Source organism: Streptomyces olivaceus, from assembly GCF_000721235.1.
Taxonomy (GTDB): domain Bacteria; phylum Actinomycetota; class Actinomycetes; order Streptomycetales; family Streptomycetaceae; genus Streptomyces; species Streptomyces olivaceus.
Genome location: NZ_JOFH01000005.1, coordinates 146,018 through 159,250 on the forward strand (window position 1 = coordinate 146,018; position 13,233 = coordinate 159,250).

Annotated in this window: 11 protein-coding genes; 5 read left to right on the forward strand and 6 right to left on the reverse strand. The window is 72.4% G+C overall.

From position 1 onward, the window contains the following. Window positions 1-30 precede the first annotated feature (30 nt). The 4 genes from IG94_RS0108445 to IG94_RS0108460 all read right to left on the reverse strand — a co-directional run bounded on the left by IG94_RS0108445 (window position 31) and on the right by IG94_RS0108460 (window position 4,909). Window positions 31-1,530: a glycoside hydrolase family 36 protein gene (locus tag IG94_RS0108445; RefSeq protein ID WP_031033080.1), complete on the reverse strand. Its 1,500-nt coding sequence runs from the start codon at window positions 1,528-1,530 to the stop codon at window positions 31-33. A gap of 44 nt (window positions 1,531-1,574) precedes the next feature. Continuing rightward, on the reverse strand, window positions 1,575-2,927 hold the full coding sequence (locus IG94_RS0108450) for an ABC transporter substrate-binding protein (protein WP_031033082.1): 1,353 nt from the start codon (window positions 2,925-2,927) through the stop codon (window positions 1,575-1,577). A 37-nt stretch (window positions 2,928-2,964) separates the two neighbouring features. Then, window positions 2,965-3,819, reverse strand: a complete 855-nt coding sequence (locus tag IG94_RS0108455) for a carbohydrate ABC transporter permease (protein ID WP_031033083.1) — start codon at window positions 3,817-3,819, stop codon at window positions 2,965-2,967. 136 nt (window positions 3,820-3,955) lie between these two features. Further along, window positions 3,956-4,909, reverse strand: coding sequence for a carbohydrate ABC transporter permease (locus IG94_RS0108460; RefSeq protein ID WP_031033085.1), 954 nt, complete (start codon window positions 4,907-4,909; stop codon window positions 3,956-3,958). 173 nt (window positions 4,910-5,082) lie between these two features. Here IG94_RS0108460 and IG94_RS0108465 point away from each other — a divergent pair, with 173 nt between their 5' ends. Next, window positions 5,083-6,699, forward strand: a complete 1,617-nt coding sequence (locus IG94_RS0108465; RefSeq protein ID WP_078892221.1) for a DUF4832 domain-containing protein — start codon at window positions 5,083-5,085, stop codon at window positions 6,697-6,699. Between the two features lie 20 nt (window positions 6,700-6,719). Here IG94_RS0108465 and IG94_RS0108470 read toward each other — a convergent pair whose 3' ends face one another. Then, entirely contained in the window at window positions 6,720-7,664 is a 945-nt protein-coding gene (locus tag IG94_RS0108470) for a DUF4232 domain-containing protein (RefSeq protein ID WP_031033087.1), read from the reverse strand. Between the two features lie 67 nt (window positions 7,665-7,731). Continuing rightward, the gene (locus tag IG94_RS0108475; protein ID WP_031033089.1) at window positions 7,732-8,688 is read right to left on the reverse strand and encodes a helix-turn-helix domain-containing protein; all 957 of its coding nucleotides are present in this window, start codon (window positions 8,686-8,688) and stop codon (window positions 7,732-7,734) included. 290 nt (window positions 8,689-8,978) lie between these two features. Here IG94_RS0108475 and IG94_RS0108480 point away from each other — a divergent pair, with 290 nt between their 5' ends. The 4 genes from IG94_RS0108480 to IG94_RS0108495 are packed head-to-tail and all read left to right on the forward strand — an operon-like array spanning window position 8,979 to window position 13,141. Then, on the forward strand, window positions 8,979-9,731 hold the full coding sequence (locus tag IG94_RS0108480) for a (5-formylfuran-3-yl)methyl phosphate synthase (protein WP_031033090.1): 753 nt from the start codon (window positions 8,979-8,981) through the stop codon (window positions 9,729-9,731). Then, entirely contained in the window at window positions 9,728-11,140 is a 1,413-nt protein-coding gene (locus IG94_RS0108485) for an aldehyde dehydrogenase family protein (protein ID WP_031033092.1), read from the forward strand. The genes IG94_RS0108480 and IG94_RS0108485 overlap by 4 nt, the downstream gene beginning before the upstream one ends. A gap of 1 nt (window position 11,141) precedes the next feature. Further along, on the forward strand, window positions 11,142-12,263 hold the full coding sequence (locus IG94_RS0108490; RefSeq protein WP_031033093.1) for an NAD(P)-dependent alcohol dehydrogenase: 1,122 nt from the start codon (window positions 11,142-11,144) through the stop codon (window positions 12,261-12,263). Beyond that, on the forward strand, window positions 12,242-13,141 hold the full coding sequence (locus IG94_RS0108495) for a class I SAM-dependent methyltransferase (protein ID WP_031033095.1): 900 nt from the start codon (window positions 12,242-12,244) through the stop codon (window positions 13,139-13,141). The genes IG94_RS0108490 and IG94_RS0108495 overlap by 22 nt, the downstream gene beginning before the upstream one ends. Window positions 13,142-13,233 lie beyond the last annotated feature (92 nt).

A 13,233-nucleotide genomic window follows, 5' to 3' on the forward strand; every position in this document is an offset into this window, starting at 1 on the left:
TCGGTACGGCGCACGTGCCGGTGCCGGAGGTCAGGCGATCGGATACCGCTGTTCCGCGCCGGGGAGCACGGCCGGGGTGAGGTCGACCTCCCGTCCGTCGAGCGCGAAGCGGTAACGGCCGAGCCGGCGCACCGCCGGGCGGGCCTCCAGATACGCGGTCATCGCCTCCAGCTCGTCCGGGCGCAGCCACCCCGGCGGGTCCGAGACCGCCCGGAACCCGCACACGTCGGCGAGATCGCGCAGCCACCGCTGCTGCTGCTCGGTCAGCAGGTTGAGGCGGCTGCGGAAGTACACCACGTCCGGGTCGACCTCGAGGAGCGGCGTCTGCCACAGCCGGTGCACCGTGTTGACGACGGCGTTGCGGGCCAGAGCGTCGGACGGGTCCCGGGTCGCGTAGTGCTCCCACATCGGCGCCACGTCCGGGCCGCTGCGCACACCGTCGGCGAGACCGAGCGAGGGCAGCAACGGCGCCCCGCTGGCCAGCAGGTACGCGTCCGGCCCCGCCGCCTCGCGGATGATCCGCAGACCGGTCCGGTACGCCTCCTCGCGGCCGACGTCCGCGAACCGGGCGCCGGGCACCGCGCCGCCCTGCAGGAAGTCCAGCTTGAGGTAGGTGAATCCCCACTCGTGGACGACCCGTCGGATCGTCTCCCGCAGGTGTTCCTGCGCCGCCGGCGAGGTGAGGTCGAGCGCCCAGTACCCGGTGTCCCAGTTGTGGCCGGCGACCACGGGCGCGCCGTCGGCGTCGCGCAGCAGCAGCTCGGGCCGCTCGCGTGCGGTGCGCGAGTCGGGGAGCAGGATGAACGGGGCGAGCCAGAGGCCGGGCCGCAGCCCGGCGTCGGTGATCCGGCCGGCCAGCGCCCGCATGCCCGAGGGGAACTTGTCGTTGGCCTCCCAGTCGCCGACGGTCCGCTCCCAGCCGTCGTCGACCTGGACGACGTCGAAGGGCAGGGCGCCGAGGTCGGCGATGTCCGCGCCGAGCTGCTTCTCGGTGATCCCCTCGTAGTACGCGTACCAGCTGCACCACACGTTGCCGGCCCGCTTGCCGCTGCTGCCGAGGCGGGCGGCGAGGTGCCGGGTGTAGTCGGCGAAGACCTGCTCCTCGTCGCCGTACGCCAGGAACCACGGTGCGCCGTCCCGCTCGTACCACCCGGAGAGGGTGTCCCGGTCCGCGGTCAGACGCGGTACGTCGAGGCCGAGCGCGCCGAGCAGCAGGACCCGGCCGTCCTCGCCCTGGAGCGCGGCGACGGCGGAGGAGTGGTGCCGGGCCGGGTCGTCCCACGCGGTGTCGTCGGCGGTGACCCGGCGTTCGGGGTTCTCGATCCTGAGCGGTGCCTCGGACAGGCGGCGCCAGCCGCACGGGCTCCAGGAGTTGTGGCCGTGGCGGTAGAAGAGCGCGTCCCCGAGGCCGTGCAGCAGGGCCACCCGGCCGGGTGGCAGCAGCAGGCCGCCGTCGACGGGTTCGGGCGGGGCTTCGCCTGCGGCCTCGACGGCGAAGGTGCGCTCGCCGAGGGTCACGAGCCGGGCCATGTGTCTCCTTGTGTCGCGGGTAGGGGTGGGTACGGGGTGAGCGGCTATTCGAGGAGGGCGTTGACCTTGTCGTTCGCCGTCCTCATGGCCTCCTCGGTGGAGGTCTGGCCGAGGATCGCGGACTGGATGGCGTCCTGGACGATGGGCCCGATCTCGGTGCCGCGCTCGGTGATGGGCAGCAGGAAGGTGCCGTCCTTCGCCGCCGCGGCGTCGGTGAAGACCGAGACGTCCTCGCCCTTGGCCCGGTAGGCGGCGAGGGTCTTCTCGGTGGACGAGGTGAGCGCCGGGAAGACGACGGCCCGCTCGGCGACGAGGTCCTGGCACTCGGCGGATCCCAGGAACTTGACCCACTTCCAGGCCTCCTCCTTGTGCGGAGTCCCGGCCCAGATGGCGTCCGACAGGCCGTTGATGGCGCTCTTGCGACCGGCCGGGCCGGTCGGCAGCGGCGCGAAGTCGAAGTCCTGCCGCGCGTTCTGACCGGTGTAGCTGGAGATGGAGTAGGAACCGGCGAGCGTCATCGCGGCCTTGCCCGCGGAGAGCAGCTCGGTGTTGCCCAGCTCCGACTTCTGGGCGAGGCTCGGCGCGTACCCCTTGTCGATCAGGTGCTTGTACCAGTCGAGGGTCTCGATCAGCTTTGGGTCGTCGAAGCGGTACTCGGTGCCCCAGGGGTTCTTGTCGAGGTACTGGAAGCCGTTGATGGCGGCGAACTCGCCCCAGCCGTTCTGCCCCTGGGAGGCGTCCTCCCACTCGGGCAGGTAGCCGTAGACCGCGACGTGCTTCTTGTCGAAGTCCGGGTCGAGGCCGTTGCGGCCCTTGGTGTCGACGGTGGCCCTGGCGACGACCTCCTCCATGGTGCCGCCGTCGGTGGGGTTCCAGGTCAGGTTCTGCAGGTCGGCCGCGTCCACGCCCTGCTTCTCGAGCATGTCGGTGTTGTAGACCACCGCCACGGTGTCCCAGTCCTTGGGCAGGCCGTAGCGCTTGCCGTCCTTGACCCAGGGCTCGGTGAGGCCGGGCTGGTAGCCGGAGAGGTCCACGTCGTCCCGCTCCACCAGGGGCTGCAGATCGAGGATCTGCCCGCCGGTGGCGTAGGTCGGGGAGTACGTGGTCTGGTTGACCCAGACGTCGGGGGCCTCGCCGGAGACGAGCTGGGTGGTCAGGTTCTGCCAGTACTGCAGCCAGGCCGTCTGGGTGATCTTGATCTTGATCTTCGGGTTGTCCTCGTGGAAGGCGGCCGCGCAGTCCTCGTAGGCGGGCAGCTGGCGGTCGTCCCACAGCCAGTAGTCGAGGGTGACGGTGCCGTCGGCGGCGGTGTCGTCGGAGCCGCCGCAGGAGACGAGGGAGGCGGAGGCCGCCAGGCACAGCAGGGCCGCGCCGGCGCGCACGCGCAGGGATCTCATGGGGGTGGGGCCTTCCTGGCTAGTACCGCGGGGCGGTCTACTTGCCGCCGGTGAAGTTGAGGGACTCGACCAGGCGGCGGCCGAGCAGGATCAGCAGGACCAGGACGGGCAGCACCGAGAGCGTCGAGCCGGCCATCAGCCCCGTCCAGTCGGGCGAGGTGTTGGGCGACTGCTGCTGGAAGATGCCGAGGGCCACGGTCAGCACCCGCACCTCCTCGTCGCGGCCGGTCAGCAGCGGCCAGAGGTAGTCCTTCCACGCCCAGACGGTGGTGGTGAGCCCGATGGTGAGGAGCGGGCCCCGGCTCATCGGCAGCACGACCCTCCAGAACAGGCCCCAGGCGCCGACGCCGTCCAGGATGGCCGCCTCCTCCACCTCACGGGGGATGGAGAGGAAGAACTGCCGCAGGAAGAAGACCGCGAACGGTGTCATCAGCACGGTCGGCGCGACCATGCCGGCAAAGGTGTTCAGCCAGCCCAGGTCCTTCACCAGGACGAAGTTGGGCATCAGGGTGAAGATCGGCGGCACCATCAGGGCGGCGATCAGCACCCCGAAGACGGCGTCGCGGCCGGGGAAGCGGAGGCGGGCGAAGGCGTATCCCGCCATGGCGCAGCACAGCGTCTGCAGCACGGCGATCAGTCCGCTGTAGACCACGGAGTTGAGCAGGTACCGCAGGAAGTCGACCTGGGCGCCCGAGCCGCCGGCCGCCACGGCCTCCTCCTGGCTGGTCAGACCCATGACCCGCAGGAAGTTGACCATCGTGGGGTGCTGGGGGACCAGCGAGGTCGAGTCGGAGTAGAGGTCGGCCGCCGGAGTCAGCGCGGTGCGGACCATCCAGTAGAAGGGGAAGACGGTCGCGACCAGCGCGGCCGCGAGGACCGCCCAGGCGACGATCCGGCCGGGCGTGAGCCGCTTGCGGGCGGCGGCGCCGGGGCGGGTGCGGGTCCCGGTTCCGGCGCCGACTCCGGTTCCGGTTCCGGTTCCGGTTCCCGATTCGGTGCCGGTGAGTGTCTGTGTCACGTCCGCCTCCTCAGGCCAGGTCCGAGCGGGAGGCGCGCAGCAGGCGCATCTGTACGGCGGTCAGTACCCCGAGGATCAGGGCGAGCACGACGGCCACGGCGGAGGCGTAGCCCATGTGGAAGTACGTGAAGGCCTGCTCGTAGATGTAGAAGTAGATGACCCGGGTGGCGCCCACCGGGCCGCCCTGGGTGGTCACCGCGATGGTGTCGAAGATCTGGAACGAGCCGATCAGCGACACCACCAGGACCAGCGCGAGCACGGGACGCAGCAGCGGCAGGGTGATCCTGGTGAACATGCGGATCTCGCCGGCCCCGTCCAACGAGGCACTCTCGTACAGGTACTGGGGAATCTGCACCATTCCGGCGTACAGCAGCAGCGCCGTGTACCCGGTGTACGCCCAGGCGTTGACGGCGGCGATGGACGGCATCGCCCAGTCGGGCGAGGAGAGGAAACCGGTGGTCCCGAGGCCCAGGGTGTTGAGGATGTGGTTGACGAAACCGAGGTTGGTGTCCAGCAGCCACATCCACAGCAGACCGACGGTGACGTTGGGGACCAGCCAGGGCACCAGGAGCATGGCGCGCAGTACCACCGAGCGGGTCAGCCGGTGCATCAGCGCCGCCAGGAGCAGCGCGAGCAGGGTCTGCGACCCGATGTTGACCACCACGTAGTAGCCGGTGACCTTCAGTGCGTTCCAGAACTGGTCGTCGGTGACGAGCTGCTGGTAGTTCTCGGCGCCGGTGAAGTTCGGGGCGGCGAGGAGGTTGTAGTCGGTGAGCGAGTAGTAGACGCCGCGCACCGTCGGATAGGCGTAGAACAGCGCGAAGCCGAGCAGCGCGGGCGCCAGGAACAGCCAGGCCGCCTTCCGGTCGTCGGGAGCGCGCCGTGCTCTGCCAGGGGCGGGGGCCTCGCCCGAGGCGGGGCCGGCGGGCCCGCGCGGTCGCGCAACTGCGGTGTTGGCGCCCATGGTTCCCCTCCGAAGGTATTGCGCCGCACCTCTTGCCAGTGGGGCACCGTGGCTACATATTGATGAGCAGCAGCGAAACTTTGTCAACGCTGTCTCATAAATCAGGTGGGTTCCCGCCCCTGCCGGACCCCGCCCCCACCGGATCCCGCCCCCCCCACTCGGAGGTTGTCAGGATGCGCACCTTCGCACGACGACGCGGCAGAAACATGCTGGTCGGAATCTGCGGCACGGCCCTCGCGCTGGCCGCGGCCGTGCTGCCGGTCACCGCCCAGGCCGATCAGGCCGGTCAGGGCTCGGGGCCGGACGCCGGCCCGGCGGCCGCGGGCGCCCCCGAGCGCCCCGAACCCGGCCCGGACCCCGACCCCTCGCTCCCCGCGCACTCCCTGGAGCGTGCCGACACGCCGCTGGACAACCCGCTCAAGGGATTCGCCCGCTTCTACGCGCCGGGCGCCGACCAGAACACGGGCTACCCGCACTCCCTCACCTGGACCTACTTCGGCCTGTCCGAGGTCATGACCGACGCCGACGACTGCGGCACGTACGACTGGGACCTCGTCGACGACGCCCTCGACGAGGTCGCCTCCTACGGCAACCAGGCGGCCATCCGCTTCTACATGGAGTACCCGCACGACGCCGGCGGCCATCCCACCAACGCCATCCCGCACTGCTTCGACGGGCACGTCGACTACCGCCACAACGGGGAGTGGGACACCACCAGCCCGGACTACGACAACCGCTACCTGCTGGACGGCCTCAAGGACTTCGTCGCCGCCTTCGGCGCCCGCTACGACGGCGATCCGCGCCTCGGCTACATCCACATGGGCCTGATCGGCCTGTGGGGCGAGTGGCACACCTGGCCCTACGACACCGACACCGCCGACGGCTACCCGAACCTCATGCCCACCGACGCCCACGGCGCGGAGATCATCGAGGCGTTCGACAAGGCCTTCACCCGCACCAGGATCGAGGTGCGGGCGGCGGACAACGCCGGAGGCGCGGCCGACGACCTGCCCGCCGTCGGTTACCACGACGACTCGTTCTGCTTCCGCGAGGGCGATCCCCCGGCCGGCGTCACCCTGCCGCAGTCGATGGGCGGTGCCTCCTGGTCCCAGCTCCAGAAGGCCCTCGACCACGGCGTGGAGAACCGGTGGATCACCGCCTCCATGGGCGGCGAGGTACGCCCCGAGATCCAGTCCAGGGCCTTCGACGACTGGCCCGGCGGGTCCGGCGACGTGGACGACATGCGGGCGTGCATCGAACTGGAGCACACCACCTGGAAGATCAACGAGAAGAGCGCCGAGTACGCCGCCGACGATCCGAACGTGGCCGCCGCGGTCCGCACCATGGGCTACGACCTGACGGTCGACCACGCCTACTTCCACGACACCGCGCAGGGCGCGACCACCGTCGGCGTACGGATCGCCAACGACGGCGTCGCGCCCTTCTACTACCCGTGGACCGTGAGCCTCGGTCTGAAGGACTCCGCCGGCCACGTCGTCAGGATCTGGGACACCTCCTGGGACCTGCGCGAGGTCATGCCGTGCAAGATCCGCGCCTTCCCCGACTGGAACGCCGGTTCCGACCCCGCCCACCTCGACTACGGCTACCCCGAGTACTTCGACCAGGACATCGACCTGTCCGGTGTCACGGCCGGGGACTACCAGCTCGTCATGAAGGCGAAGAACCCCCTGGAGGACATCAACCCCGACGCCAAGAAGCTCCGCTTCGCCAACGCGACGCAGAACGGCGACGGCTGGCTCGGACTCGGAGACATGACCGTCGAGGACTGAGACGGGCCCGCCGAGTCACGTCATGACGGTCCCGCCGCGGGCCGGCCCTGGCTGTCCGCCTTCTTCCAGGGCCGGACCCCGAGCTTCCCGGTCGTTCCGAGGTCGAGTTCCGGCGTCACCGTCACCGGGTCGGCGCCGGTCCTGGCCCGGACCCGCACGTGGGGCACGTTCACGGGGGTGCCGGACTCGGTGGTGTTGCGCCAGACGAGGGCGGCGGTCGCCGACTCACCGGGCGCGAGGGCGACCGTCCTGGGCGCCTCGTCGGGTCCGGCGCCGGTGGTGATCCCGCCACTGCCGTCGAGGACGTCCACACCGTTGACGGGCCGGAAGTTCTCGTCGAGGAGCTCCAGCCGCGGGTACCCCTTCACGGTGTAGTCGCGCGTGCCGCAGTTGTCGAGGTGCAGGCCCACGACCCGCAGCCCCATGGCCGCGTCACCCCGGTCGGCACTGACCCGGACACCGGAAGCGGGGCAGGCGCCCGGGTCGGCCGGCGCCTCGCCGGCGGGGACCTTCGTCACCTTCAGGACCCTGGCCCGTGTGATCCGCGGGGCGGAGGGCGGCAGCTCCCCGGCGTGCACGGTGCCCCGGACGGTCTTGCCGGGACCGACGTCGCGCACGGTCACCTCCTGGTTCGCCACGGCCCCGCCGTCCTCGCTCGCGAAGGTGAGGACGACCGAGTACGTCAGTGCCTCGGCGCTCTCGTTCGTGACCTCGTAGCCGGCCGAGACCCCCGAGTCCGCGCCGGTGGCGAGGCGGTCGGCGGAGACGGAGTAGCTGCGGCTGGGCGAAGGGGAGGCGGAGGGAGAGGGAACGGTGAGAGAGATGACGCGTACCCCGTCCCGGCCCGGGTCGTCGACGGGCGCGGCGGAGGGGATGGACCCCGTCTCCGCGCGCTCCGTTCCGCAGGCGGCGAGCAGCAGGAGGGTCGCGGCGAGGGCCGCCGGAGCGGCGGTGCGGGTGCGCATCCGCCCATCCCATCAGCACCCCCGCCGCGCCGGTGCGGCGGGTGCCGCAGACACGGTCGCGCGACTGTCACGACGACGATTCCGAGCGCCCCGACCGGGCCAGGGCCTCGATCATCCACGGCTGGAACGGCAGGTGGCCGTCGATGATCCGCCAGTCGTTGACGGTCCAGACGAGCCGCCAGTACCGCTCGACGAGCGGGTGGTGCCCCGCCTCGAACACCTGGGCCATCCACCGCCGCAGCTCGGGGCCGTCCGCGCGGCCGAGCGCGGCGGCGAAGCGTTCCGCCACGGAGTCGACGACGGGCCCGGCACCGGCACTGTCCGCGGCGGTCCCGGCCTTCCTCGCGGCGGCGACCGCCTCCCTGACGAAGGGCACGAGCGCGGCCGCCGTCCCGGGAGCCACGCCCGGCAGGGCGTCCTCGTCGGCGGGCGGGAACGGCGCGCGGGCCATCCGCGCGCGAAAGCCGTCGTCGGCCATCAGCTCGGCCAGCTCCACCCAGGCGTCGAGCCGGGCGTCGGAAGGATCGTCGGGAAGGACGGGCAGGGCGGTGCGCAGCACGGCCGCCGCGCCGCGGACCTCGGAGCCCTCGGCGGTGAGACCCGCGACGAAGTCGCTCACCAGGGTCTCTCGTTCGGCGGACGTCAGGCGGGTGAGGCGGTGCATGAGAACGGTCTCCTCCGGGCCGGAACCGCGCCGGGCGACGAGACGCAGCAGGCTCTGCCGCATCCGCAGCGCGCGGATCCGAAGGGTGGTGGCATCGGCGTGTGCGGCCGCGACCTCGGCGACGGAGAGGTCACCGTCCAGGACGCGGCGGATCGTGGTGAGACCGACGTCCAGGTCACGCAGGACGCAGATCAGGCGGAGGCGGCCCGGGGCCGCGTCGCCGTAGCGGCGGTAGCCCGCCCGGGTGCGGTCGGTGGGCGGCAGGAGTCCGGTGTCCGAGTAGAACCGGATCGTCCGTACCGGGACGCCGGTGAGGGCCGACAGGCCACCGATCGAGTGCAGGGACTTCGCGCCGTTCATGACCCCACTCTCCGGTCTCCAGCCACTGGAGAGTCAAGACGCGAGCCCGGGGCCTGCCCCCTATCAGGGCGGAACCGACCGCCGCCAGTGGGCGTAGCCGCGCCCCGCCGGCCCGGTGCGGGACGGCGCGCTGCGCCCGGCGTGGGCAGGTCCCGGAAATGCCCCCTGTGTCACCGCGCGCGCCCTGCCCCATTCGGCCGGGCGTGGAAATGATGTGCGGACCGCGCACCAACCAGGCGGAATCCGTGCACCTGCCCCGAGCAGGTGGACATGCGGGGAAGGGACCCACCTTGCTGCTCCTCATCTCTCCCGACGGTGTCGAAGAGGCCCGCGACTGCGCGCAGGCGGCCGAACACCTGGACATCGTCGACGTCAAGAAGCCCGACGAAGGCTCGCTCGGCGCGAACTTCCCCTGGGTGATCAGGGAGATCCGCGCGGCCGTCCCCGCGCACAAGCCGGTCTCCGCCACCGTGGGGGACGTACCGTACAAGCCCGGCACGGTGGCCCAGGCGGCGCTCGGCGCGGCCGTCTCCGGAGCCACCTACATCAAGGTCGGCCTCTACGGCTGCACGACGCCCGGGCAGGCCGTGGACGTCATGCGCGGGGTGGTCCGGGCGGTGAAGGAGTACCGGTCCGACGCGTTGGTCGTCGCCTCGGGCTACGCCGACGCCCACCGGGTCGGCTGCGTCAACCCGCTCGCCCTGCCCCACATCGCCCACCGCTCCGGCTGCGACGCGGCGATGCTCGACACCGCGATCAAGGACGGGACCCGGCTGTTCGACCACGTTCCGCCCGACATCTGCGCCCAGTTCGTGCAACGCGCTCACGAGGCCGGACTCCTCGCGGCCCTCGCGGGCAGCGTCAAGGCCGGCGACCTGGGCGAACTGGCCCGCATCGAGACGGACATCGTCGGGGTCAGAGGGGCGGTCTGCGAGGGAGGCGACCGCAACTCCGGGCGGATCCGGCCCGAGTTGGTGGCCGCCTTCCGCGCCGAGATGGACCGCCACGTGCAGGCGCACGCCGCTGCCGCCACCGCGGGATGACCGCGCTCGTGCCCCCGGCACGCCCCCGCGCCCCCCTACCGTCCGCCGGACGCCTCGCCGTCGTCGACCCGGCCACCGGAGAGGCCTTCGACGAGGCCCCCGACCAGCAGGCCGCCGACCTGGACGCCGCCGTGGAACGTGCCCACGCGGCCTGGCGGGACTGGCGGACCGACCCCGGCGCCCGGAGGACGGCGCTGCGCGCGGCGGCCGACGCCGTGGAGAGGGCCGCCGGTGAACTCGCTCCGCTGCTCACCCGCGAGCAGGGCAAGCCCGTCTTCGAGTCGTACGCGGAGGTCGCCCGCACCGCCGCCCGGCTGCGCTACTTCACCGAACTCGACCCGGCCACCCTGCCGATCAGGGACGAGAGACCGGTGCGCGGCGAGATCCGCTGGCGGCCGCTGGGCCCGGTGGCCGCCATCGTGCCGTGGAACTTCCCGCTCCAACTGGCTTCGGCGAAGATCGCGCCGGCACTCGCGGCGGGCAACACGGTGGTGCTCAAACCCTCACCGTTCACCCCGCTCGCCACGCGACTGCTGGCGTCCGTCGTCTCCGGTGCCCTGCCCGAGGGCGTGCTGACGATCGTCACGGGCCGCGAGCCCCTGGGCGCGGGACTCGCGGCGCATCCCGGCATCCGCCACGTGACCTTCACCGGTTCGGTGCCCGTCGGGCGGGCCGTCGCCCGGGGCGCCGCCGCCTCGCTCGCCAGGGTCACCCTGGAACTGGGCGGCAACGACGCCGCCGTCCTGCTGGAGGACGTCGACGTGGAACGCATCGCGGACCGGCTGTTCTGGGCGGCGTTCCGCAACTGCGGACAGGTCTGCATGGCGGTCAAGCGCGTCTACGCCCCGGCCCGGCTCCACGCCCGCGTGGTCGAGGCACTCGCCCACCGCGCGAGGACCGCCGTCGTCGGAGCCGGACTCGACCCCGGCACCCAACTGGGACCGGTGAACAACGCCGCCCAGCTGGCCAGGGTCGAGCACCGCACGGCCTCGGCCCTCGGCGAGGGCGCCCGGGCCGCGGCCGGCGGCCACCGCCTGGACCGGCCGGGCTACTTCTTCGCCCCCACCGTCCTGACCGACGTGCCGGCCACCGCCGCGATCGTGACGGAGGAGCAGTTCGGCCCGGTCCTCCCGGTCCTGCCGTACCGGAGCCTCGACGAGGCCGTCGAGGCGGCCAACGGCACCGGATACGGACTGGGCGGATCGGTGTGGGGAACCGACCTCGACCGGGCCGAGTCCGTCGCCGACCGCCTGGAGTGCGGGACGGTGTGGATCAACCACCACGCGGAGCTGTCCCTGGCGCAGCCCTTCGCGGGTATCAAGGACAGCGGCCTCGGTGTCGCGGGCGGCCCCTGGGGGCTCTACGGAAATCTCCGGCCCTTCGTCGTGCACCGCCCGCGGGAGGCCTGACGTGAGGTTCGCCGCGGCGGTACTGCGCTCGTACGAGGAGCGGTTCGCCGTCGAGGAGGTGATGCTGAACGAGGGGCCCGGCGACGGCGAGGTCCTGGTCCGGATCGCGGGCTGCGGCATGTGCCGGACCGATCTCGCCGTACGCCGCTCGGGAGGCCGCTCACCGCTGCCGGCCGTGCTCGGACACGAGGGCGCCGGAGTCGTCGCGGCCACCGGGGGCACGGGCACCGGCCTGGGCGTCGGCGACCACGTCGTGCTGAGCTTCGACTCCTGCGGACACTGCCGCAGCTGCCTGGCGGCGGCACCCGCGTACTGCGACTCCTTCGCCCCGCTGAACCTCTTCGGAGGACGCGAGGAGCACGCCGGCCGGTACACCGACGCGGCGGGTGGCGAGCTGGCGCCCCGGTGGTTCGGCCAGTCCTCCTTCGCGGAGTACGCGATGGTGCCGGCCCGCAACGCCGTGCGGGTCGATCCCTCGCTCCCCGTCGAACTGCTCGGACCGCTCGGCTGCGGCTTCCTCACCGGCGCCGGAGCCGTCCTCAACTCCTTCGGCGTCGCTCCCGGCGACACGGTCGCCGTCTTCGGCGCCGGAGCGGTGGGCCTCGCCGCGGTCATGGCGGCCACCGCGGCGGGAGCGGTGACCGTCGCCGTCGACCGCCACCCCGACCGGCTGGCACTCGCCGAGCGTTTCCGGGCGATCCCGCTGCCCGCCGCGTCGACCGACCTGCCCGCGCACGTCCGGCGGCTGACCGGCGGGGGAGCGCGCTACGCACTGGACACGACAGGCTCCGCCGAACTGATCAACGACGCCCTCCGGTCCCTGCGCCCGGCCGGGCACCTGGGCCTGGTGGCACGGCTGCGCACCGCGCTGCCGCTCGAACCCGGAACCCTGGACCGCGGGCGCCGGATCTCCCACATCTGCGAGGGGGACGCGGTCCCCGGACTCCTGGTCCCACGGCTGATCGCCCTCTGGCAGGCCGGACGGTTCCCCTTCGACCAGCTGATCCGCACCTACCCGCTCGCCGACATCAACGAGGCCGAGCGCGACTGCGACGCCGGCCGCGTCGTCAAACCCGTGCTCATCCCGGAAGGACTGGACACATGGTCGACACCGCACCCGTGAACGCCGGAGTGGAAAGAGGCGTCGGGACGACCGCCCTCCTGGTGGCCGCGGCCCGGGCCATCGAGACCCACCGCCCCGACAGCCTGGCCGCGGACGTCTACGCGGAGCACTTCGTGCGCGCCGCCCCCGCCTCCGCGGGCTGGCCCGTCCGGCCGCACCAGGTCCCGGACGGGGACGCCGACCCCCTGTGGGGGCGGTTCGCACGCTACTTCGGTCTGCGGACCCGGGTCCTCGACGACTTCCTGCTCAACGCGGCGCACACGGGCGGGATACGCCAGGTGGTGCTGCTCGGGGCGGGGCTGGACACGCGGGCGTACCGCCTGGACTGGCCGTCCGGATGCGTGGTCTTCGAGATCGACAGGGAGGGCGTACTGGCGTTCAAGCACCAGGTCCTCGGCGCACTGGCGGCCGAACCGAAGGCGGCCCGGACACCGGTCGCGACCGACCTGCGCGCCGACTGGGCCGGTGCGCTGACCGGAGCCGGCTTCGACCCGACGGCACCCACCGTCTGGCTGGCCGAGGGACTGCTGTTCTACCTGCCGGGCGCGGCCGAGACACACCTCGTCACCACCGTCGACCGGCTGAGCGCGCCGGGCAGCGCGCTGGCGTACGAGGTCAAGCTGGAGAAGGATCTCCTGGCGTACCGCGACAGCCCGCTCTACACCTCGACGCACCGCCAGTTGGGCATCGACCTGATCGGCCTGTTCAGCCGTGAACCCCGGCCCGACTCCGCCGGAGACCTGACGGCCAGGGGCTGGTCCGCCTCCGTCCGCACGCCCTTCGAGTTCAGCCTCCTGCACGGCCGAGGGCCGCTGCCCGAGCCGAACGACGCGCTGGCAGGCAACCGGTGGGTCTTCGCGGACAAGCCGCCCTCGTGACTCCGGCCCGGTACGCCCGGCGTGTCGCGGCGCATGCGCCACGCTGCGCCGGGTACGACCGTCCCGTGCGGGACGCCACGGGGGCGGCCGCG

Bases quoted from the DNA above. Each gene is read 5' to 3' on its own strand.
- IG94_RS0108460 (WP_031033085.1), bottom strand. From the start codon at position 4,909: ATGGGCGCCAACACCGCAGTTGCGCGACCGCGCGGGCCCGCCGGCCCC.
- IG94_RS0108485 (WP_031033092.1), top strand. From the start codon at position 9,728: ATGACCGCGCTCGTGCCCCCGGCACGCCCCCGCGCCCCCCTACCGTCC.
- IG94_RS0108445 (WP_031033080.1), bottom strand. From the start codon at position 1,530: ATGGCCCGGCTCGTGACCCTCGGCGAGCGCACCTTCGCCGTCGAGGCC.
- IG94_RS0108465 (WP_078892221.1), top strand. From the start codon at position 5,083: ATGCGCACCTTCGCACGACGACGCGGCAGAAACATGCTGGTCGGAATC.
- IG94_RS0108450 (WP_031033082.1), bottom strand. From the start codon at position 2,927: ATGAGATCCCTGCGCGTGCGCGCCGGCGCGGCCCTGCTGTGCCTGGCG.
- IG94_RS0108470 (WP_031033087.1), bottom strand. From the start codon at position 7,664: ATGCGCACCCGCACCGCCGCTCCGGCGGCCCTCGCCGCGACCCTCCTG.
- IG94_RS0108475 (WP_031033089.1), bottom strand. From the start codon at position 8,688: ATGAACGGCGCGAAGTCCCTGCACTCGATCGGTGGCCTGTCGGCCCTC.
- IG94_RS0108495 (WP_031033095.1), top strand. From the start codon at position 12,242: ATGGTCGACACCGCACCCGTGAACGCCGGAGTGGAAAGAGGCGTCGGG.